This is a genomic window from Rothia sp. HSID18069, from assembly GCF_003989155.1.
In the GTDB taxonomy this organism is placed as follows: Bacteria; Actinomycetota; Actinomycetes; order Actinomycetales; family Micrococcaceae; genus Rothia; species Rothia aeria.
In genome coordinates, this window is the sequence record NZ_RBMG01000001.1 from 880930 (window position 1) to 902552 (window position 21623).

A 21623-nucleotide genomic window follows, 5' to 3' on the forward strand; every position below is an offset into this window, starting at 1 on the left:
TAGCGCATTTATTGCTAAAAGGAGAGAATATATGAGCGTAAATGTTGAGGCACTGGTGGCGAAGGTGCCTACAGGTTTGCTGATTGGCAGCTCGTGGCGGCCCAGCTCATCGGATGAAGTATTCGATGTTATTAACCCGGCAACGGAAGAGAAACTTGCCGCGGTATCTTCGGCCACGAGTGAGGATGCGGTTGCTGCTCTGGATGCCGCGTGTGCGGTACAGCAGCAGTGGGCTGCTACATCGCCACGTGAACGCGCCGAGATTCTGCGCCGCGCATATGAGCTAGTCATTGCACGCGCCGACGATTTCGCTACCTTAATGACCCTTGAGATGGGTAAGCCTCTGGCGGAATCTCACGGGGAGGTTGTCTACGGTGCCGAGTTTTTGCGCTGGTTCTCGGAGGAAGCTGTACGTGATTATGGCCGATACCACCCCACTCCAGAGGGTAAGAACCGCGTCCTGGTAGCCCGCAAACCTGTTGGTCCGTGCCTGCTGATCACTCCGTGGAATTTTCCGTTGGCAATGGCTACTCGTAAGGCGGGTGCAGCGATTGCTGCCGGGTGCACCATAGTTCTTAAGCCTGCACGTCTTACTCCGCTAACGTCCCAGTATTTCGCACAGACTATGCTGGATGCCGGTTTACCCGCGGGGGTGCTTAATGTGGTGCCTTCAGCCTCAGCTTCGGCTATTTCGGAGCCTTTGTTGGCTGATCAGCGGCTGCGTAAGCTCTCGTTTACCGGGTCCACCCCTGTTGGTAAGGCGCTTTTGGCTGCGGCAGCTCAGAATGTTTTGCGTACTTCGATGGAGCTGGGTGGTAATGCACCGTTTATTGTCTTTGAGGACGCTAATATTGCTGAAGCCGTTGAGGGTGCTATGGGTGCCAAGATGCGCAATATGGGGGAGGCGTGCACTGCCGCCAACCGGTTCTTGGTGCATGAGTCGGTAGCTGAGGAATTCTCCGCCCGGTTAGCCGCTAAAATTGGGGCTCTTAAGGTAGGAAACGGTCTTGATTCAGATACCACGTGCGGGCCGCTCATTGAGCAGAAAGCGGTGGATTCTGTATCTGAACTTGTGCAGGATGCGCTGGCACGCGGCGCACGTGCGATGGTGGGGGGACACACTATAAACGGTTCGGGATACTTCTATGCACCTACAGTACTGGTGGATGTTCCCCGGGATGCCCGTGTGATCCGTGAGGAAATTTTTGGCCCGGTAGCTCCTGTGCTGACGTTTACGACCGAACGGGAGGCGGTGCAGTTGGCGAATAGCACCGAGTATGGTTTGGCTTCCTATGTGTTCACAAGTGATACGTCCCGTGCCCTGCGGATGGCTGACTGTCTAGAGTTCGGCATGATGGGGCTGAACGTGGGGGTGATGTCGAATGCTGCGGCCCCGTTCGGTGGGGTGAAGCATTCCGGTTTGGGTCGTGAAGGTGCCGCCGAAGGTATCGCTGAGTACACCTATACCCAGTACATTGGGGTGAGGGACCCGTACGTGGGATAGTTTCGTATCGGCACAAGTACCTCATATTTCTTTTAGGGTTCGCCGCACTCTGGTTGGTGTGGCGGGCACACACAAAAAGCTATCGCGTTAAGGCGCGGTTGCTCTAACAACCCGAAGGAGAGACGTTATGAAGCGCTTGAAGAATTTTATAAATGGCGAGTTCGTTGATTCGGCCTCGGCTGAGGAGCTGGAGGTTGTTTATCCGGTCACCGGTGAGACGGTGGCTCTTGCCCCGGTTTCTACTGCGGATGAAGTGGATGCAGCCATGCGGGCGGCGCAGGAGGCGTTTAAGACATGGAAACATACCACTCCAGCCGATCGTCAGCTAATGCTTCTGAAGCTTGCAGACGCGTTAGAAAAGAACGCGGATGCCCTGGTTGAAGCACAGCATCGTAATACCGGCCAGCCGCGTGAGATGATTCGGGACGAGGAGGTGCTGGCCGGGGCAAACCAGGTTCGTTTCTTCGCTGGCGCAGCCCGCACCTTAGAGGGTAAGGCTGCTGCCGAGTATATGGAGGGGCATACGTCGTATGTGCGGAGGGAACCCGTGGGTGTTGTAGCCCAAGTCACCCCTTGGAACTATCCGTTGATGATGGCACTGTGGAAAATCGGCCCCGCCTTAGCCGCTGGTAATACGGTGGTGCTGAAGCCTTCGGATACCACCCCAGAGTCTACGTTAGAGCTGGCGAAGCTTATCGCCGATATTTTCCCAGCTGGGGTTTTTAATGTTGTGCTCGGTACTGGCGCTACGGGCGCTGCGATGGTTAATCATCCAGCCCCCGCGATGGTGTCTATCACCGGGTCGGTGCGGGCAGGCCGGGCGGTGGCTACCGGTGCGGCTGCTGGGTTGAAGCGTTCGCATCTTGAGCTGGGTGGTAAGGCCCCGGCGGTTGTTTTTGCGGATGCAGATTTGCCGCGCACCGCCCGTATGCTGGCTGATTTCGGGTATTTTAACGCTGGCCAGGATTGTACTGCTGTCACTCGTGTACTGGTTCAGGATAGCGTTTATGAGCAGTTCCGCGATCTTCTGGTCGCTGCCGCTCGGGATACGGTCACTGGCAACGAGGACGATTCGAAGAATTTCTATGGGCCGTTAAATAACGTGAACCATTTCAATACTGTGATGGGTAAGCTCAAGGGCCTGCCTGAGCATGTGACGGTCGAGACGGGCGGTAAGCAGTGCGGCACCCGCGGGTTCTTTATTGAGCCCACTGTATTGAGCGGTGTACACCAGGACGATGCCATCGTGCAGGAGGAAACTTTTGGCCCGGTGCTCACTCTTCAGCCGTTTACGACTGAGCAGGAGGCTATTAATCTGGCGAATGATGTGGATTATGCGCTGGCTTCTTCGGTGTGGACTTCGAACCATGGTACGGCAATGCGTGTGTCCCGGGACCTGGATTTCGGAGCCGTATGGATTAACACGCACGTGTTGCTGACCGCTGAAATGCCTCATGGTGGGTTTAAGTTCTCCGGCTATGGCAAGGATCTTTCGCTGTATTCGGTGGAGGAGTACACCCGTGTGAAGCATGTCATGAGCGATTTGAGCGCATAAACCCACCCTTTTACCAGCCTCTTGCGCCTTCGGGCGGGGTGCTGGTGCCTTCTATCCCTTCAGCGTGTTAATCCGAAGCGGTGCGGGCGTATTAGCGCCTGCGCCGCAGGGTTGGCTGCATCCATAAATATTAGTGCGCGCAATATGTTCCTGCGCGCCACCTATGAAAGGTGTTCTCATGGTAGAGATGTATCGTCTTCCGCAAGATATTAAACTTACAGGTGAATTTCCCGGGCCTGTTTCACGTGCCTTGGGACAGCGCCGTTCTGCGGCGGTTCCGGCCTCGGTGGCTTCGGGTATGCCGGTGTATGCGGTGGATGCAGATGGCGGCGTTATCGTTGACGCAGATGGTAATTCTTGGGCTGATCTGGGCTCCGGTATTGCCGTTACAAGCGTCGGCGCTTCAGCCCCGAAGGTTGTTCAGGCTGTTCAGGAGGCGGTTGCCCATTTCACGCACACCTGTTTTATGGTGACCCCGTATGAGGGGTATGTGGCTGTTGCCGAGAAGCTGAATGAGTTAACTCCTGGCAATTTTGAGAAGCGCTCTGTACTTTTTAATTCCGGCGCCGAGGCCGTGGAGAACGCTGTCAAGATTGCCCGTGCGGCCACCGGCCGTAACGCTGTGGTGGTTTTTGACCACGCATACCACGGGCGCACCAACCTGACAATGGCGCTGACAGCTAAAGCTGCCCCCTATAAGAAGGGGTTTGGCCCGTTCGCTCCGGAGATCTACCGTGTCCCAATGAGCTACCCGTACCGTGACGAGCCGACAATGGACGGTAAAGAAGCGGCACAGCGCACGATTGATGTGATCGAAAAGCAGATTGGTTCAGAGTATGTTGCCGCTATTGTGTTAGAGCCGATTCAGGGTGAAGGCGGTTTCATCGTACCTGCGGAGGGGTTCATGCCTGCCTTGGTTTCGTGGGCTCGTGAGAAGGGCATCGTGTTCATCGCGGATGAGGTTCAGTCCGGTTTCTGTCGTACTGGCAAATGGTTTGCCAGCGAGTATGAGGGGGTTGAACCTGATCTGGTAACAACCGCCAAAGGGATTGCTGGTGGTATGCCGCTTTCAGCAGTAACTGGCCGTGCGGAGCTTTTTGAAAAGGTTCAGCCGGGCGGTTTGGGCGGCACCTACGGCGGAAACCCGGTGTCATGTGCTGCGGCTCTTGCCGCTATTGAAACTATGCAGGAGTGGGATTTGAATGCCCGCGCGCTACGTATTGAGGAAATTGTGACGGCAAAGCTGACTCCTTTGGTTGAGGAGTTAGATATCGTAGGTGATTTCCGCGGCCGTGGTGCCATGCTGGCCTTAGAGTTTGTGGCTGATTCCATTTCTAAAGCCCCACACCCTACGGCGGCTAAGGACGTGGCAGCTTATTGCCGGGATCATGGCGTACTGATTCTTACCTGCGGCACGTACGGTAATGTGGTGCGACTCCTACCGCCTTTGGCGATGCCTGATGAGCTATTAGAACAGGCTATGGATATCCTTGTGGCAGGAATTCGTGATGTAGCCTAGTACGTTTATTGGTAAAGCCCCGGTATTTCTCGCGGCCGGGGCTTTACCATACCTAATTTATTTTGCATCACATATACCAATATTTAGTTTGCAGATTACATATCATTTACCGCGATATCTTGCCTCACATATTTTATGTATAAAATAAAACAATCACTAGTGATGTCACTTACAGTTTAAAATTTCTAGTATAATCTTAACTCCATAAGATGAATCACATATTGAGCAGGTCGCTATGAGCACACACCCATCTAGCGATGAGATAGCTCCGAAAGGAGAGGCACCTTGACTCAGAATAGTCAGTCTCATAAACAGTCTAATCCTCACGGGCAGGTCCATATTCAGGACGCTGCACCAGCGCACCCTCATGGCGCTATAGATACCAGCGCCGCCAATAAGAAGGGGCTTTCTTCCGGATCCGTTTCTCTCTTTGGGTCTATTATTATTGGTATTTCTGTGGTTGCCCCAGCATATTCTTTGTCCGGGGCACTAGGGCCTGTAGGGGCTGTTGCAGGTGAGCATATGCCTGCTATCTTCCTGATCGGTTTCATCCCCATGCTTTTAGTGGCCATCGGGTACCGAGAGCTCAATGCTGCTATGCCCGATGCAGGAACCACCTTCACATGGACCACCAAAGCATTTGGCCCGTGGGTCGGATGGATTGGGGGCTGGGCGCTTCTTGCTGCTACTATCTTGGTTCTCTCGAATTTAGCAGGGATCGCTGTTGATTTCTTCTACCTAGCCCTTTCACAGGTTTTCTCAAACCCTGATCTGGCTACTCTATCCAGCAATAACCTCATTAATATTGGAACTTTCTTAGCATTTATGGCTTTCGGGTGCTATATCACCTACCGCGGCCTAGATGCCACCCAGAAAATCCAAACCGTATTTATTATTTTCCAGCTTGTAGTTCTCGCTATCTTTGCTATCGTTGCCCTCTATAAGGCCATCACTGGAGAAGGTTTCGCTAATTTATCCCCAACCTTCGAATGGTTTAACCCGTTTGGAGTTGAATCTTTCTCAGCTTTTTCATCCGGTATTTCTCTTGTGTTCTTTATTTACTGGGGCTGGGACGCGGTGCTCACCATGAATGAGGAGACAGAAGGGGAGCACACTACCAGCGGGCAGGCCGCGGTGGGAACCATTTTGACTGTAGTTCTTCTCTATTTGCTTATCTCAGTCGGCACCCTAGCTTTCGCAGGCACCTCATCGGAGGGGCTGGGACTGGGCAACCCTGACAACCAGGAGAATATTTTTGCTGCTCTCTCCGGCCCTGTCTTGGGGGCTCTTGGCATTATGATGTCGTTTGCAGTGCTGATTTCTGCCCTTGCCTCTTTGCAATCAACCGCTGTGTCGCCAGCCCGCACGCTGCTGGCAATGGGCTATTACAAGGCTCTGGGGCCCAAGTTCGCGAATATTAGCCCTAAATTCCAGTCCCCAAGCTACGCAACGCTTGCTTCCTGTTTAATCGCTACACTGTTTTACGTTCTTATGCGTTTTATCTCTACATCTGTCCTGTGGGATACAATCTCTGCGCTGAGCCTCATGGTATGCCTGTACTACGGGATTACGGCGTTCGCATGCGTATGGTATTTCCGTAAAGTTTCGTTTTCTTCAGGGATTAAGGAATTCTTGAATAAGTTCCTTTTCCCGATGCTGGGCGGCATTATGCTTCTAGTGTTCTTCGCACGAACCAGCTACGATTCGATGGATCCCGGATACGGGTCAGGTTCCGAGATTGGGGGAGTCGGGCTTGTTTTCTGCTTGAGCGTAGCAATACTTATTCTGGGGCTGTGTGTTATGACATATCAGCGGTGTGTTCGCCCAGCGTTCTTTAAAGGAAAGATCCCTATGGAAGTTGAGCACATGATCGAATAGGATTACAGGCAGTTTGAAACTGTCCTTTCAAGCTTAAATAGCTAAGGCGCTAACCCGCATACACGCGGGTTACCGCCTTAGCTATTCCTATAAAAACTATTACGAGATTGCGAAGTGAGACCGATAGTACTGCAGCCGGTCTTCTAGGGTTTTCTCCAGCTCTTCAATGCTACGGCGTTCCATGAGCATATCCCAATGAGTACGAACCGGCTTCTCGTCCTCGGCAGAGGAACCACTGTCGCCATTTACAAGGAACGCTTCTTTACCAGATTTAGCAGTCCAAGTCTGAGGGATTTCAGCTTCGGCCGCGAAGGTCACAAATACCCGGTCGCCGTCGGCGGTACGGTATTCAACGCGCTGACGAGGTGCAGGCTGTACGTTCGATTCGGTTTCCATGGACTGGGAGCCAAGGCGCATACCGCGCAGGCTACGATCGCTCACTTATTCCTCCAATAGCCGGTGTGGTTTGATGCTTATAGGCATCCGTGTGTAACGTCAGGCGGGGGAGAGAGTTTCCCTCGAACGTTTGAAACATCCATTATATCGGAAATCTTGTCTCCACCCGCCTGCAGTTCACTATAGGCGTTTTAAACGGCTATTTTTTAGAAACCGGAACCACCATTGAGATCATCACCGGCATGCTTAGGTTTGGTGATATTTACGGGTGCGTCCTTAAGATCAGATACCGGCAGGGTCCCGAAAGCATTACCCAATCCGCGCAGTGCATCACCAAGCTCGGTCGGAATAAACCAGAGCTTATTGGCCTGCCCGTCAGCCAGCTTAGGCAGCGTCTGCAGGTACTGGTATGTCAGCAGCTGCTGGCTGGGGTTCGACTGGTGAATAGCCTCGAACACCTTGCGCACGGCGTCAGCTTCACCATCTGCCCTGAGCACAGTCGACTGTGCGTCACCTTCTGCACGAAGAATCTGCGCTTGTTTTTCACCTTCTGCACGCAGAATTGCGGCACGAGATTCACCCTCTGCCGTGAGGATATCGGACTGCTTCTTACCTTCTGCAGTAAGAATAGCGGCACGACGGTCACGTTCTGCACGCATCTGCTTCTCCATCGAGTCTTGGATGGAGTGCGGCGGCTGGATCTCTTTAATATCGACGCGGGAGATACGCAGGCCCCAGCGACCAGTGGTTGAATCAAGAACGCCACGCAGCTCGGTGTTAATCTGATCGCGGGAGGTGAGAGCCTGTTCGAGGTTTAGCCCACCCACCACGTTACGCAGGGTTGCGCTCGTTAGTTCATCTACCGCACGAATGTAGTTAGTGATCTCGTAGGTCGCGGCTTTAGGATCGGTCACCTGGAAGTAGACCACGGTGTCGATGCCAACCACGAGGTTGTCTTCGGTAATCACAGACTGTGCGGGGAATGAAACAACCTGTTCACGCAAATCGATTAGCGGCAGCAGCCGATCCAAGAAAGGGATCACAATATGTAAACCAGGATGGAAAGTAGTGTGGTACCTACCCAAGCGCTCAACGATACCAGCACGAGCCTGAGGGATCACCCTGATAGTTCGTATTAAAGCGATGACCACAAAGATCACCAGTGCTATACCAATAATGGTTAGAATGTTAAACACTCTAGATATTCCTCCTTAGAGCAAAATCCAAATTTTCGAATATATTATCGAATTTTGGGGCGGTGATTAAATAGGGTTAGCTAGGGGAGTAGAGGCTGCTCCTGAATAGTTCCAACGATGGCGGTAGCACCGTCAATCTCTACAACACGCGCTTTGCCTCCGGCGGGTATAGTCCCTAGAGTTGAACGGGCACTCCATATATCACCTTCAAGGCGCACCAATCCGCCATCAGCGGTGACAGCCTGTACAACTTCAACTTCCTGACCTAACAGTGCAGCAACATTAGTAGTGTTTTCAGGAGTATTTTTATTCAACCGCGCCAGCAAACGGGGTCGGAGTATAAAAACCAAGAGCACACCAACAACGCAGAAAACTATGCATTGGCCGATGAATGTCTGGTTAATGGGAGTTGATGCACTTGTGACCAATGCCGCAACAGAGAACATCAGGAACACTAAGTCCAGTGAGAGAACTTCAATCAGCGCCAGCAAAATGGCTATCACAAGCCACAAAGCCCATGGTGTAGCTATGAACCAGTCAAGCATTGATTTCCTCCTCATTGCAGGTTCAATGATGGGCTTTGGGTTAGGAGCCCACTGGAAGCATTATCCCATGAGCAATATCACCAATCAATGATTTACAGCTGATACCAAGGTTCCTATAAAACCGATAATATACATTATGTAAAGTAAAGCTAAAATTCACTACCCCATCAAGCTGATATCTACGCCTTCTTGACCTTCTCGGTGCGTCCTGCCTAGCGCCTGTGGAACACACCGTACTCACCCAACGCCATTAAATCCTGGTTCCGCTTCTATAGATGTTGGCCTTTACATGACTGCGAATTCAGCACCTGCACGAGAACATAACCGATACAATCGATGCATCAGGATTTTCCAGTTTCTTCCCTAGAAAGATGTTCCTTATGCGCTCCCGTGATCCTCAGTTAAGCCGCGATACTCTCAAGAATGCCACGGCGTCTCGGGGCGTTCCTATTGCGGTCTCTGCACTCATAGATTTTGTCGTGGTGATTCTCTTTGCCTTCATCGGTGTGAAGAATCATGGGTACTCCCTTGATCATGTTTTTGAAGCCGCTCGACCCTTTCTGATTGGTGTGGCCTGTGTATGGTTTGTCTTTATTTTTATGTCTGTTTTCAAGACCGGTAAGCGTCCTAAAAACCTGTGGGTTCAGGGCTTGTGTGCTTGGTGTGGAACTCTTGCCGTCGGCCATATCCTACGGGCAGTGGCTACCGGTGAGATTGCGCAGATTAGCTTTATCATTGTCTCTATCTGCGCCTTGGGCGTGTTATTTTTCACCTGGCGGGCGGTCGCAGCTCTGGTGCTTAAACTAAATACCCGAAAAAAGAAATAACCCTACTCCCCCTGAACATAAACATTCAACCTTAACGTGAAGGTGTGAAAAACCGGCAAGTCTTTCGCACCTTCACGATAGTTAGCTGACGAATATGCTACTTATTCTATTCCGCTGCTGCACGACTAAAATCGATCCATCGATTCAAGACACTGTCAGCTGCACCAGAGTCAATGGACTCCCGTACGTCTGCAAGCGCCTGAGCATAGCGCTCGTCGAAAGCGCCTTCATCGGAGTCCCGGTAGGCTGTTAAACCAGCCGCCGCATTAATCAGTACCGCATCACGGATAGGACCCAGCTCTCCCCCGTTTCCACCTTCTCCAGCAAGAATGGCCCGAAAAATTGTGGCGTTATATTGGGCGTCCCCGCCCCGTAAAGCCTCCAGTGGGGCATGGCGCACTCCATAGTCGCTTGGGGTGAACGTATATTCTTTAAGTTCGCCTGCAGAGGCTTCCCACAATTGTGAGGATGTGGCGATGCTTAACTCATCCAACCCATCATTACCACGGAAAATTATGGCGTGATCCCCCCGGTCAGCAAAAACCTGGGTTATCTTAGGGGCCATCTCCTGGTGCGCAACCCCAATAGCCGAGGACCGCACCCGAGCCGGATTTGTCATTGGTCCCAGGTAGTTAAACGCAGTAGGAATACCCAGCGCACGACGGGTTGGCCCCACAAAACGCATTGCCGGATGAAAAGTCATAGCGAAAAGGAACGTAATACCCGTCTTCTGAGCGCATTCCGCAACAGACTCGATGGGCATATCAAGGCGGATTCCCAAGGCCTCCAAAACATCAGCAGAACCGGATTTAGAAGTGGATGCACGGTTTCCATGCTTAACCACGGTGGCTCCAGTGCCAGCAATAACGAGAGCTGCCATTGTTGAGATGTTTACGGTATTCTGCTGGTCTCCCCCGGTGCCAACAATATCGACAGCGTCCGGGCCAATGTTCACCTTTTCGGCTTTGGCAAGCATACCGCGCGCCAAAGCCCCTAATTCGGCGGGGGTCTCCCCTTTCATATGCAGCGCCGTCAGAAAAGAGGCTAACACCGGTTCGGGGGTTACTCCGGTCATTATCTGATTCATGGCCCAGTCAATCTGGTCCACGGTGAGGTCAATGTTTTTTATCAGCTGGTTGAGGATCTGCTTCCAGCTCAAAGGCTCAGATACAGTAGCGTTCATACTCTCGATTCTAAGCCCTACATACAAAACGACAGGTTTCGTGCATGTCCCTACCGCCCTACACGACCCAAAGATTCACCGGCGCCTGACAACTAACCGGAACATTACAAAAATTGCAGAGTCGTCGCGGAAGCCAAAATCCCCGAATTCATGGGGTTTTTCTAGGTAATTTTTAACGTATTTAGGGTTTTAAGGCATATGTCTTTGGTTTCAAGCCGGTTTTAGCGACATAATGTCTATGTGACAACTGTAACCGTTAACCCCAAGAAACCAGCACATCCGGCTCTGAACAGGCCCAACACGGTGGCTATTGGCACCGTGGTGTGGCTCGCCTCTGAGCTGATGTTCTTCGCTGGTCTTTTTGCCATGTACTTCACGCTCCGCGCGTCACGCCCAGATATTTGGGAAGATAACGTGCACAAGCTGAACGTGACTTTCGCACTGATCAACACCATCATTCTTGTGCTTAGCTCCGTCGCCTGCCAAATGGGCGTTTTTGCTGCAGAGCAGCTCAAGCCCCGCCGCACTGGTTCCTTGTTAAATGTCAAGGCATGGGGCATGGCCGAGTGGTTCGTGTTGACCTTCATTATGGGCGCTATCTTCGTGGCCGGGCAGGCTTACGAATATGCAACCTTGGTATCCGAAGGCGTCACTATTGCATCCAGCGCATATGGTTCTGCCTTCTACATCACCACAGGTTTCCACGCTCTCCACGTGACCGCCGGTCTGGTGGCTTTCCTCCTGATTATTGGTCGCGCCTACGTCGCTAAACGCTTCGGCCATTACGAAGCGACCAGTGCCATTGTGGTCTCGTACTACTGGCACTTTGTCGATGTTGTGTGGATCGCTCTTTTCTTTGTTGTCTACTTCGTGAAGTAGCGACAAGCGCCCCGTCCTTACCCCATCTAGCACACACAAGGAAAACGACGTGAAGGCACTTTCCCAAAAGCGGCGTCACCCGCTTGCAGCCGTCGTGTTGCTGGCTTTAGCCCTCATCCTCACTGGTGGTCTATATACAGTTGCCACTGCCACCAATCAGGCTAAGGCTGAGTCAAACCATGCATACACCCAACAGGATGTAGAAGCAGGACAGAAACTGTTTCAGGCAAACTGCGCAACCTGCCACGGCACAAACGCCGAAGGTACCGCCGATGGTCCTTCGCTGATTGGTGTCGGTGCGGCCGCTGTTGACTTCCAGGTCGGTACCGGTCGTATGCCCATGCAGATGCAGGGCACGCAGGCACAGATTAAACCAGGCCAGTTCAACGAGGAGCAGACCAGGCAGCTCTCTGCATATGTTGCTTCACTTGGGGCTGGGCCAACTATCCCCGAGACAGCGTACCTTGATACCACCCAAGGTGATGCTGCCAATGGGGCACGTGTCTTTCTTGCCAACTGCGCAATGTGCCACAACGCAGCAGGCGCTGGTGGGGCACTAACCCGCGGTAAGTTCGCCCCCACCCTGATGGGCGTGAAGGAGCAGCACATCTATGAAGCCATGGAGACCGGCCCGCAAAACATGCCCGTCTTCAACGATGCAAACCTTACCCCGGAAGAAAAACGAGACGTTATTACCTACCTAAAAGCCCAGGAGAAGAACGTCTCCCCCGGCGGCATGAAACTTGGGTCGTTGGGCCCTGTTTCTGAGGGTCTGCTCATTTGGACCGTCGGTTTAGGTATTGTAATCGTCTTCGTCATCTGGCTGACTTCCCGTTCAGCGTAGGTACGCACACACTACTCGTACAGAAAAAGATTTGAGGCAACACAATGGGAAACCATAGTGACGGCACAAAAGCCCAAGGCTCAGCCGTAGTTACCTCTTCAGAGGAATCAGAGGAGCAGTTTCGCAACCCGGGGCTGCCTCCTCACCGTCCACGTCTAACAGACGTAGACCCTAAGCGTGCTAAAGGCGCAGAACGTCAAGTCATCCTTCTCTTCGTACTATCGATGCTTGGCTCTTTGCTCTTTTGGGTCGCATACTTCGGCATATCAGCTGAAGGTAATTTTTACGATGTTAACAACACCGAGCCCACCAGCAAATTGCAGTTGCAGAACCTGCTGCTAGGTCTTGGTATTGCCTTTGCAATGTTTGGTATTGGTATTGGTGTGGTCCATTGGGCCCGTACCCTCATGCCTGACCATGAGCTTGTCGAAGAACGTCACGATCTGCGCCCTGAAGAGGATCGGGCTGAGGCCACCGAAATTGTTGAAACGATCGTAGACGAATCTGGCATTAAACGCCGCCCGCTTCTGCGTAACACACTCATTGGTTCGGTTATTCTGGCACCGTTAACTTTCGTGACGTTCTTCCGTGACCTAGGGCCTGCGGATCCTTCGGTACTCAAACGCACCATGTGGGATAAGGGCGTGCGGTTGGTTCGAGACCCATCCGGAACCCCCATTAAGGCAGCGGATGTGACCATCGGTTCCGCGTACCATGTGCTCCCCGAGACTTTGTCCTCGCTTAGCCACGAAAACGGCTACCTGGAGGAGAAAGCAAAAGCAGTGGTTCTGCTCATGCGTCTTGACCCGCAGGAGATGAAAATCTCTGAGGAACGTAAAAACTGGCATGTGGATGGTATCGTCGCCTACTCCAAGGTGTGCACCCATGTGGGTTGCCCTATCGCCCTGTACGAGCAGCGCACTCACCACCTGTTGTGCCCGTGCCACCAGTCAACTTTTGATGCTGCGGATGAATGCAAGGTCGTTTTCGGCCCTGCAGGGCATGCGCTTCCTCAGCTTCCCATTACTGTTGACAGCAACGGCTACCTTGTCGCCCAAAGCGACTTCCACGAGCCGGTTGGTCCCGCGTACTGGGAACGTGGCGCACAAATTGAGCAGATGCGCACCGAACGTGAGAAGGAGGGACAGAAGTAATGTCTGCTACTCAGACCGGCTACGAATATAAAGCTAAAACCGGTACCGGGCGCATCGCTAACTTCGTAGATACCCGTGTTGGTCTCTCAGGCGTTGTGAAAGAATTTGGTCGAAAAATCTTCCCCGACCACTGGTCATTTATGTTTGGTGAGGTTGCCCTATACAGCCTCGTCATTCTGCTTATCTCCGGCACTTTTCTTACTTTCTGGTTTAATCCTTCCACGGCTGCTGTCACCTATGATGGCTCCTATGTTCCGATGAAGGGTACAGAAATGTCGGTGGCGTTTGCCTCCACCCTCGACATTTCCTTTGATGTGCGAGGCGGACTACTGCTACGGCAGATCCACCACTGGGCAGCGCTCATGTTCATGCTGGCCATCTGCATCCATATGCTCCGTGTTTTCTTCACAGGTGCTTTCCGTCGCCCCCGCGAGCTGAACTGGGTTGTGGGATGCGTGCTTTTTGTGGTGGGTATCTTGGCTGGCTTCACCGGCTATTCCCTGCCGGATGATGTGCTCTCTGGCAACGGTTTGCGCATTATTGACGGCATTATGAAGTCAATTCCGCTTATTGGCACCTATGCATCGCTCTTCTTCTTCGGTGGCGAGTTCCCCGGTGAGCATATTATTGGGCGCCTCTACACCCTGCACATTATGATTATCCCCGCCACCCTTCTGTTGTGCGTGGGCATTCATATGTTCATGGTTGTGCTCCACAAGCACACCCAGTACCCGGGTCCGGGCCGCACTAATGATAATGTTGTTGGCTTCCCGGTTGGCCCAGTTTACGCTGCTAAAGCCGGTGGTTTCTTCTTTATTGTGTTTGGCATTATTGCGTTCTTGGCCTCAACATTCACCATTAACGCTATCTGGAACTACGGACCGTATGACCCCTCACCGGTGCAGGCGGGTACTCAGCCTGACTGGTATGTTGGTTTCGGTGATGGTGCATTACGTTTATGGCCCGGTGTGTGGCCGTTCCCGTGGGAAATCCAGGCAGGAGGAACCTGGGTACTGAACGTGCTTCTACCGTTTGCGTTGGCGGGCCTGCTGATGGGTTTCCTGTTCACTTGGCCTTGGATTGAGCGTTGGGTGACGAAGGATGACCGCGTCCACAATATCCTGGATCGCCCACGTAACGCGCCATTCCGCACCGCAGCTGGTGTTGCGGGTATCATCTATTATTCGGTGCTTATGATCGCGGCTTCCTCGGATCTGATCGCAACTCACTTCCATGTTTCTCTCAATGACGTGGCGTACGTTCTGCGTGCCCTATTCTTTGTGGGACCGGTGCTTGGATTTGAGATTACTCGCCGTATCTGCCTCTCGTTGCAGCGTAAGGACCGTGAACTTGTTCTGCACGGTATTGAGACGGGCCAGGTAGTTCAGCTTCCTCACGGTGAGTTTATTGAGGTTCATAAGCCTCTGGACGAGTACCGCCGGTACAAGCTGGTGAGCTTCGAGTCCCCCGCTGTTCTACCGGCTCAGCCGAATGCCAAGGGTAAGGTTACCCCTGTTGAGAAACTACGTGGTGGTCTTTCTAAGTTCTTCTTCACCGACCGAGTTCTGCCGGTTACCCCGCAAGAGCTAGAAAGTGCTCACCATGAGCATAATGAACGCGAGGTGGAGGGTAGCTCGCCTAAGTCTGAACTGAACCAATAAGTACGGTTCACATACCGAACGTGGGGTTCCTGCTGTAAGGGCAGGAACCCCACGTTTGTATACCCCTATGTTTGCTTATCCTCTCCCCTTTTATAGCAGGGGTGGGATTAAGGCTCAGCGGGTTTATTGTAAAGCCTTATACAAGAATGAATATCTCAGCGGGCCGTATTGTCTCCGTAAAAGACCTAGAAACCAGTTTCTAATACACACCCAGGATGGTACTCTCTGAAGCCATTCTCAGGAGATGGAAGGAATCTCCTTGCCGTTTCTTACTGCTTCGTTATATGACCTGCTGCGGGCTTCTGCAGAGGTTCTACATGATCCCGTAGCTCCACATCCTTTAGCGTGCCCGCATTGGTTCTTAAAGAATAGGCGCATCCATCACTGTTAACAGGTAAACAAAACCCCCGGGTAGGCTCAGAAAGCTCTGAGCCTACCCGGGGGTTCTAAGCTGCGGCAGTCCTTCAGTATAAAAGGCGCGCGGTTATTATTTAGTGTGCGTGGTCACCACGGCTATACTCGTAGACCCAGCCGATTACTGCTGCTGCAGCAAACGGGATGGCAATGAGTACAACCCACCAGGCAATGGCGGCACCCAGCACAACAAACATACAGGCAACACCAATGGCGAAGGGCCACCACGACCACGGTGAGTAGAACCCATACTCACCAGCACTCTCAGCGATTTCACCCGTGTAGTTATCCATGGGTTGGCTTCCTAGCTTCTTTTCAGTAAACATGAGGAAGAAAGCCAAGAAGAAGCACATGAGCCCCGTCACGAGGAGCGCGGGAAACCCGGCCCACTCATCAAAATTGGTCATAAACCCATAAATAATTCCAACAGGAATAAAGAATATACCAAGGTACAGGAAGACCTTCCCGAGAACTTTCACGGTTTACTCTCCCTTCTGTGCTGCAAGAGCTGCAGCGGCAACATCATGATTCGTTGAAAGCTCGGGATGATGTAGGTCTAGAGCCGGGCGTTCGGAACGGATACGAGGCAATGCAGTAAAGTTGTGGCGGGGCGGAGGACAAGAAGTCGCCCATTCGAGAGATCCGCCGAATCCCCAGGGATCGTCTACCTCGACTTTCGGAGCATACCGAGCAGTAATGTAAACATTCCAGAACCAGGGAATCATTGAAACGGCAAGAATCATGGATCCAACAGTTGAGAACTGGTTCATCCAGGTGAAACCGTCTTCGGGCAGATAGTCAGCGTATCGACGAGGCATACCATCAACGCCAACCCAGTGCTGAATCAAGAAGGTCGCGTGGAACCCGAAGAATACCAGCCAGAAGTGAATCTTACCGATCCGTTCGTTGAGCATCTTGCCAGTGAATTTTGGCCACCAGAAGTAGAATGCACCAAACATACCAAAAACAATGGTTCCAAAAATCACGTAGTGGAAGTGTGCAACCACGAAGTAAGTGTCGGAGATGTGGAAATCCAACGGCGGGGTGGCAAGGATAATGCCGGTGAGACCGCCATACAGGAAGGTAACCAAGAATCCGAAAATCCACAGCAGCGGAGTTTCGAAAGTAATAGACCCCTGCCACATAGTCCCAATCCAGTTGAAAAACTTCACACCGGTTGGAACACCAATCATCATGGTCATGAATGAGAAGAACGGGAGCATAATCGCACCGGTCACATACATGTGGTGGGCCCACACAGTCACAGACAGGCCCGCAATGGCGATCGTTGCTGTAACCAGACCCTTGTACCCAAAGATTGGCTTACGGGAGAACACCGGAATAATCTCTGAGGTCACGCCAAAGAACGGCAGGGCAAGCACATACACTTCTGGGTGCCCGAAGAACCAGAAGAGGTGCTGCCAGAGGACCGCTCCCCCGTTCTCGGGATCGAAGATATGGCCACCAAAACGGCGATCCATACCAAGCGCGAACAGCGCTGAGGCCAGCGGCGGGAAGATCATAATAATCAAGATGGAGGTAATCAGCGTTGTCCACGTAAACACAGACATGCGCCACATGGTCATGCCGGGTGCGCGCATTGCCACAATAGTGGTAATGAAGTTCACCGCACCCATAATGGTGCCAAAGCCTTGCAGTGCCAGGCCAAAGACCCATAGGTCACCGCCTACAGATGGGCTGTAAGTGGTGCTGTTCAACGGAACATACGCGAACCAGCCGAAGGACGCTGCACCCTGTGGGGTAATAAAGCCCGCGATAGCAACCAATGAGCCAAACAGGAAGAACCAGAAGGCCAAGGCATTCAGCCGCGGAAACGCAACATCCGGAGCGCCAATTTGCAGTGGGATAAGCACATTAGCCAACCCAGTAAAAAGTGGGGTGCCGAACATGAGCAGCATCAGCGTGCCGTGCATTGTGAAAAGCTGGTTGAACTGTTCCTTGGTCTGCAGAATCTGCATACCAGGTTCGAAAAGCTCAATGCGCATTAGCAACGCCATGGTGCCGCCCATGCAGAAGAAAATAAAGGCGGCAATCAGGTACATGTACCCGATGGTCTTGTGGTCGGTGGAGGTAATCCAATTGACGAAGATGCGCCCCTTGGACTTCGGAACCACACGCGGCGCAACGGTAGTCGCACTCTCAGTTGAATACTCGAGGGTAGTCACGGTTCACCTCATTTACTTGTCTGCGGGACGCGGAGTCGCGTTCTGGTTGGGGTTACGGTTGTATTCGTCACCAACAACACCCTGGTTTTCCGGGTTTTGTTTCAAGGACTCAATGTACTTATCGTAGTCCTCTCGGGAAACAACCTTCACATTAAAAAGCATCTCAGAGTGGTACTCACCACAAAGCTCAGCGCACTTACCCTTGTAGTCGCCAGGCTCCTTAGTGGTGATATAGATGTGGTTCGTCATCCCAGGAATAGTGTCTCGCTTCTCAAGGAATGCAGGCACCCAGAATGAGTGAATAACATCACGGGATTTAAGAGTGATATCAACGTTGGAATTAGCAGGCAAATACAGGGTGGGCAAAGCGGCCTCTTTGCCTTCACTACCGTCCAGGTGTGCCTGTACACCGGTAACATGCACATTCGCATCGGTATAGTTGAAATCCCACGCCCACTGTTTACCGTAGACTTCAACACTTACCTGGCGATCCGAACCGGATTTGGGTGCGGTCACCTGACGCTCCACCCGGTCTGAGAAAGTAAACATACTCACGATCAAAACAACCGGGACGAAGGTGTAGAAAACCTCCAACGGCAGATGATAACTAAGCTGACGCGGGTAGCCGGTTTCATTCTTCCGGCGGCGGTAGGCGATGATACACCATAGCATCAGGCCCCAAGTTATAAGGCCAACGACAAGAGCAGCTGCCCAGGTCCCAACCCAAAGATGCATAAGGTTCTCGGCATTATCGGTTGCCGGCTGGCCAGGTTTTACCGGCAGCCAACCGACAGATGCCCTATCCATTGAACAACCAGTCACAAGCAGCACCATTGAAGTCCCAAGCCCGAAAAGGCTGAGGCTCTTTGGTGTGTGACTGCCGGTTCGATGCTGCGAACTCACAGACGGCCCTTCCTGTTCTTACGGTGTGTGCTAAGCCGAAGCCCACCAGGTGATGGATTTCGGCAGTTTTCATAAAAACTTGTCTCTTAGAGCTTACCGCGATTTTCCCCGATACGCTGACACTCTGTCAGTGAATTTGTGAGTTTCCTGAAAAATTACAGAATTTTAACGTCAATAGGCCCCCGTACACTCGGTACGGGAACCTATTATGACTTTATAAAATTAAGCACGATACGAGCAGAGTTCTAGTGGAACGAATCGCCACAGGCACATGAGCCAGCCGCGTTCGGGTTGTCGATGGAAAAACCCTGCTTCTCAATCGTATCTTCAAAATCAATAGTTGAGCCATCCAAGTATGGAGCACTCATTTTATCAACGATAACCTGCACGCCCTCATAGTCGCGTACGGCATCGCCGTCGAGCACACGCTCGTCAAAGTACAGCTGGTAGATAAGGCCTGAGCAGCCACCAGGCTGAACAGCTATGCGCAGACGCAAGTCAGTGCGGCCTTCCTGCTCTAGGAGCGTACGCACCTTGTTCTGTGCGACTTCGGTGAGGTTCACGCCGTGGGTGGGAAGCTCAGTTGCTACAGCTTCAGTCATTTCCTGTCCTTTCCTCTGCCCAGATAAGGCATATTTAGGGATAACGTTACGCCCGCTGCCTTCGTCCGACAACATAGGGCATCCCAAGTTCGCCGGGGGCGTGAGATTGCATACGCTCTCAGGATACCAATATTGTCAACACCAACGCCGAGGAGGGTGAGGAAAACAACAGAATGCTCCCCGCTCCCCAGGCTCACAGCGATCTGCGGGCTTATTTAGCGGAGCATAACTCGCTTATCATGAGTGCTTCCGCAAGGATACCGCGCTTGAAATCAGGTATATACAGCGATTCATTAGCGCTATGTGCCCGTGTATCGGGGTCTTCAACTCCTGTGATAAGAATCTGAGACTCTGGGAATACCGATTTTAGGTCTGAGATAAACGGGATAGAGCCGCCCATACCAGTCTGTACAGGCTCCTCTTCCCAAGCGCTGCGCATAGCCGCCAAAGCCAGTTTTGCCCCTTCCTGTTGGGTGTCTGCAGCAAATGGTAATCCGGAATCCACCGGAGTGTAGCTCACTTCAGCACCAAAGGGGGCGTGCGCCGCCAGATGCTCCGCCAGCATCTGATGCGCATGCTCGGGAGTATCCCCTGGTGCAAGGCGTGTGCTGATCCGGGCCCGGGAGAGTGCTGCGAGAGTGTTTGAGGATTCGGCGATAGACGGTATGTCCATACCAATTACAGAGATCGCGGGCTGATGCCACAGCCGCGACGTTATCGGCCCGTGCCCAGCCAGAGAAACACTGTCCAGAATCCCAGAATCGGCCCGGAAGTCTTCTTCAGCGTATTCTAAAGCAGAGTCGTTAAGGCGCACTAGCCCATTCACCGCTACCGAACCGTCATCGGTGTGCAGCGTAGCGATAAGACGGGCCATAACGGTGTGAGCGTCAAGGTAGGGGCCACCGAAGATACCGGAGTGTACTGCATGGCTCCCCGTGCGCACTTCAATATCGCCGCTGGCGACACCCCGCAGTGATGTGGTCAGCGCCGGGATTCCAGCACGCCAGTTCGCGGAATCGGCAACGATAATATAGTCTGCAGCGAGCTGCTCACGATAGGTGCTGATAAAAGACGTGAAAGAAGGGGACCCTGCTTCTTCCTCCCCTTCAATGAAGAGTTTCACCCCTGCTTTAAAATGCTCTCCTAAAACTTCACGAACGGCGCGGAATGCAGCTAGGTGCAACAGCACCCCAGCTTTGTCGTCAGCAGCCCCGCGTCCGTATAGCCTCTCCCCTTTACGGGTTGCCGCGAAAGGGTCTGTCTGCCACAGCTTACGCTCCCCAGTGGGTTGTACATCATGGTGAGCGTATAACAGAATCGTTGGGTATCCGGGCGCTGCTGGTTTCGAAGCGATGACTGCGGGCATCCCCTCACGTTGTGTACCGGTCTCATCGTCATATGTGGCGCTCAGAACGTGCGCTTCGTCGAACCCAGCGGCAAGCGCCAGTTCACGCACGGCTTCGGCGCTGCGGTGTACTTGGGATAAATCGTATGCTTCCCAGGCGATGGAGGGTATGGCAACGAGGCTGGCGAGCTCGTTGAGGGTTTCGTTGAATCGTGTGGTGATCGCGGTTTCGAGGGCTGCCCGGTGAGGGAAGGTATGGGTTGTAGTGTTCATGTTTCTAACCATACGCCTGTGGGGCTTGTGTTGTTGATTTTTTGGAGGCCGGGTTATGGAGTATTCGGCAGGGGCCCGAATTTTCGATATTCTGGTAGGGTGTTTGGTCGTAAAAGTAAAGTTGAGAAGTCTCCTATTGAGGCTGTTGAACCGGTTGAAGAGGCAGAACCTCAGGTTTCAAAGAATTCTGGTTACACCGCTCCGAAGGGGCGTCCTACACCGTCGCGTAAGGAGCGTGAGGCTGCTCGCCGTAAGCCTATTGTTGGTGGTGATCGTCAGGCCGCTAAGGAGGCTCAGCGAGAGCAGAGGGCACAGGATCGTAAGTTGCACGCTCATGCGTTGCGTACTGGTGATGAGAAGTATGAGAAATATTTACCGGCGCAGCATCAGGGCAGGCAGCGGCGGTTTGTACGGGATTATGTAGATGCTCGGCGTAATGTTGGTGACTATATGTTATATGTGCTGGGCGGGTGCCTGCTGATTGGGCTTATTTTTGCGGGGACACAGTTGAGTTTCGCACCGCAGGTGTACACGGCCACAGTGTATATCATGTATGGCTATCTTTTTCTTTTTGCGTTGGACCTGTGGTTTTTGTGGCGCAAGCTGAAAGGTATTTTGGTAGGTAAGTTTGGTGAGGCCCAGCGCGGTAGTGTGTCGTATATTTTTGGGCGGGTTAGCATGATCCGTCGTCTGCGTCAGCCCGCGCCTCGGGTCAAGTATGGTGAATACCCGAAGTTTTAGAGTTTTTATTGGATGATA

Annotated in this window: 19 protein-coding genes; 10 read left to right on the forward strand and 9 right to left on the reverse strand. The window is 52.6% G+C overall.

The annotated features are described in order from the left end of the window. The first annotated feature begins 31 nt into the window (after window positions 1–31). The 4 genes from D8M41_RS03910 to D8M41_RS03925 all read left to right on the forward strand — a co-directional run bounded on the left by D8M41_RS03910 (window position 32) and on the right by D8M41_RS03925 (window position 6456). Window positions 32–1504: an NAD-dependent succinate-semialdehyde dehydrogenase gene (locus tag D8M41_RS03910; protein ID WP_006887195.1), complete on the forward strand. Its 1473-nt coding sequence runs from the start codon at window positions 32–34 to the stop codon at window positions 1502–1504. 127 nt (window positions 1505–1631) lie between these two features. Continuing rightward, entirely contained in the window at window positions 1632–3059 is a 1428-nt protein-coding gene (locus D8M41_RS03915) for a gamma-aminobutyraldehyde dehydrogenase (RefSeq protein WP_006887118.1), read from the forward strand. A gap of 178 nt (window positions 3060–3237) precedes the next feature. Beyond that, window positions 3238–4578, forward strand: a complete 1341-nt coding sequence (gene gabT / locus D8M41_RS03920) for a 4-aminobutyrate--2-oxoglutarate transaminase (RefSeq protein WP_006887199.1) — start codon at window positions 3238–3240, stop codon at window positions 4576–4578. Between the two features lie 285 nt (window positions 4579–4863). Then, window positions 4864–6456, forward strand: coding sequence for an APC family permease (locus tag D8M41_RS03925; protein WP_006887126.1), 1593 nt, complete (start codon window positions 4864–4866; stop codon window positions 6454–6456). Between the two features lie 99 nt (window positions 6457–6555). On the opposite strand, the gene D8M41_RS03930 is transcribed toward D8M41_RS03925, so the two are convergent. The 3 genes from D8M41_RS03930 to D8M41_RS03940 all read right to left on the reverse strand — a co-directional run bounded on the left by D8M41_RS03930 (window position 6556) and on the right by D8M41_RS03940 (window position 8593). Continuing rightward, window positions 6556–6897 carry an RNA polymerase-binding protein RbpA gene (locus D8M41_RS03930; RefSeq protein ID WP_006887345.1) on the reverse strand — a complete coding sequence of 114 codons (342 nt, stop codon included), beginning with the start codon at window positions 6895–6897 and terminating at the stop codon, window positions 6556–6558. Window positions 6898–7058: 161 nt separating this feature from the next. After that, window positions 7059–8039 carry an SPFH domain-containing protein gene (locus tag D8M41_RS03935; protein WP_051121976.1) on the reverse strand — a complete coding sequence of 327 codons (981 nt, stop codon included), beginning with the start codon at window positions 8037–8039 and terminating at the stop codon, window positions 7059–7061. Between the two features lie 89 nt (window positions 8040–8128). Further along, entirely contained in the window at window positions 8129–8593 is a 465-nt protein-coding gene (locus D8M41_RS03940; protein WP_006887298.1) for an NfeD family protein, read from the reverse strand. 380 nt (window positions 8594–8973) lie between these two features. Between D8M41_RS03940 and D8M41_RS03945 the strand changes: the two genes are divergently transcribed. Continuing rightward, entirely contained in the window at window positions 8974–9420 is a 447-nt protein-coding gene (locus D8M41_RS03945) for a DUF3054 domain-containing protein (protein ID WP_006887343.1), read from the forward strand. 106 nt (window positions 9421–9526) lie between these two features. Here the strand turns inward: D8M41_RS03945 and trpD are convergent, their stop codons facing one another. Further along, window positions 9527–10603 carry an anthranilate phosphoribosyltransferase gene (gene trpD / locus D8M41_RS03950; RefSeq protein WP_006887220.1) on the reverse strand — a complete coding sequence of 359 codons (1077 nt, stop codon included), beginning with the start codon at window positions 10601–10603 and terminating at the stop codon, window positions 9527–9529. Window positions 10604–10843: 240 nt separating this feature from the next. On the opposite strand from trpD, the gene ctaE reads away from it, so the two are divergent. Genes ctaE through qcrB form a run of 4 tightly spaced genes read left to right on the forward strand, consistent with a single transcriptional unit; the run spans window position 10844 to window position 15141 of the window. After that, entirely contained in the window at window positions 10844–11482 is a 639-nt protein-coding gene (gene ctaE / locus D8M41_RS03955; RefSeq protein ID WP_006887270.1) for an aa3-type cytochrome oxidase subunit III, read from the forward strand. 49 nt (window positions 11483–11531) lie between these two features. Next, window positions 11532–12326: a cytochrome bc1 complex diheme cytochrome c subunit gene (gene qcrC, locus D8M41_RS03960; protein WP_006887239.1), complete on the forward strand. Its 795-nt coding sequence runs from the start codon at window positions 11532–11534 to the stop codon at window positions 12324–12326. Window positions 12327–12370: 44 nt separating this feature from the next. Beyond that, complete coding sequence (gene qcrA, locus D8M41_RS03965; RefSeq protein WP_006887145.1) at window positions 12371–13480, forward strand: cytochrome bc1 complex Rieske iron-sulfur subunit; 1110 nt, start codon at window positions 12371–12373, stop codon at window positions 13478–13480. Then, complete coding sequence (gene qcrB, locus D8M41_RS03970; protein WP_006887101.1) at window positions 13480–15141, forward strand: cytochrome bc1 complex cytochrome b subunit; 1662 nt, start codon at window positions 13480–13482, stop codon at window positions 15139–15141. Before qcrA ends, qcrB begins: the two co-directional genes overlap by 1 nt. Window positions 15142–15632: 491 nt before the next feature. On the opposite strand, the gene D8M41_RS03975 is transcribed toward qcrB, so the two are convergent. The 5 genes from D8M41_RS03975 to D8M41_RS03995 all read right to left on the reverse strand — a co-directional run bounded on the left by D8M41_RS03975 (window position 15633) and on the right by D8M41_RS03995 (window position 20864). Then, window positions 15633–16034: a cytochrome c oxidase subunit 4 gene (locus tag D8M41_RS03975; protein ID WP_006887290.1), complete on the reverse strand. Its 402-nt coding sequence runs from the start codon at window positions 16032–16034 to the stop codon at window positions 15633–15635. Window positions 16035–16037: 3 nt separating this feature from the next. Then, complete coding sequence (ctaD, locus tag D8M41_RS03980) at window positions 16038–17741, reverse strand: aa3-type cytochrome oxidase subunit I (RefSeq protein ID WP_006887357.1); 1704 nt, start codon at window positions 17739–17741, stop codon at window positions 16038–16040. 12 nt (window positions 17742–17753) lie between these two features. Further along, the gene (ctaC, locus tag D8M41_RS03985) at window positions 17754–18644 is read right to left on the reverse strand and encodes an aa3-type cytochrome oxidase subunit II (protein WP_037234421.1); all 891 of its coding nucleotides are present in this window, start codon (window positions 18642–18644) and stop codon (window positions 17754–17756) included. Between the two features lie 245 nt (window positions 18645–18889). After that, window positions 18890–19246 carry a HesB/IscA family protein gene (locus tag D8M41_RS03990; protein WP_006887213.1) on the reverse strand — a complete coding sequence of 119 codons (357 nt, stop codon included), beginning with the start codon at window positions 19244–19246 and terminating at the stop codon, window positions 18890–18892. Between the two features lie 211 nt (window positions 19247–19457). Continuing rightward, window positions 19458–20864: a M20/M25/M40 family metallo-hydrolase gene (locus tag D8M41_RS03995; protein ID WP_006887354.1), complete on the reverse strand. Its 1407-nt coding sequence runs from the start codon at window positions 20862–20864 to the stop codon at window positions 19458–19460. A 99-nt stretch (window positions 20865–20963) separates the two neighbouring features. On the opposite strand from D8M41_RS03995, the gene D8M41_RS04000 reads away from it, so the two are divergent. Further along, a complete protein-coding gene (locus D8M41_RS04000; protein WP_006887204.1) occupies window positions 20964–21605 on the forward strand; it encodes a DUF3043 domain-containing protein in 642 nt (213 codons plus the stop codon). Window positions 21606–21623: the final 18 nt, after the last annotated feature.

Bases quoted from the DNA above. Each gene is read 5' to 3' on its own strand.
- trpD (WP_006887220.1), bottom strand. From the start codon at position 10,603: ATGAACGCTACTGTATCTGAGCCTTTGAGCTGGAAGCAGATCCTCAAC.
- D8M41_RS03915 (WP_006887118.1), top strand. From the start codon at position 1,632: ATGAAGCGCTTGAAGAATTTTATAAATGGCGAGTTCGTTGATTCGGCC.
- D8M41_RS03910 (WP_006887195.1), top strand. From the start codon at position 32: ATGAGCGTAAATGTTGAGGCACTGGTGGCGAAGGTGCCTACAGGTTTG.
- D8M41_RS03990 (WP_006887213.1), bottom strand. From the start codon at position 19,246: ATGACTGAAGCTGTAGCAACTGAGCTTCCCACCCACGGCGTGAACCTC.
- D8M41_RS03995 (WP_006887354.1), bottom strand. From the start codon at position 20,864: ATGAACACTACAACCCATACCTTCCCTCACCGGGCAGCCCTCGAAACC.
- qcrB (WP_006887101.1), top strand. From the start codon at position 13,480: ATGTCTGCTACTCAGACCGGCTACGAATATAAAGCTAAAACCGGTACC.
- D8M41_RS03945 (WP_006887343.1), top strand. From the start codon at position 8,974: ATGCGCTCCCGTGATCCTCAGTTAAGCCGCGATACTCTCAAGAATGCC.
- qcrA (WP_006887145.1), top strand. From the start codon at position 12,371: ATGGGAAACCATAGTGACGGCACAAAAGCCCAAGGCTCAGCCGTAGTT.
- D8M41_RS03940 (WP_006887298.1), bottom strand. From the start codon at position 8,593: ATGCTTGACTGGTTCATAGCTACACCATGGGCTTTGTGGCTTGTGATA.
- gabT (WP_006887199.1), top strand. From the start codon at position 3,238: ATGGTAGAGATGTATCGTCTTCCGCAAGATATTAAACTTACAGGTGAA.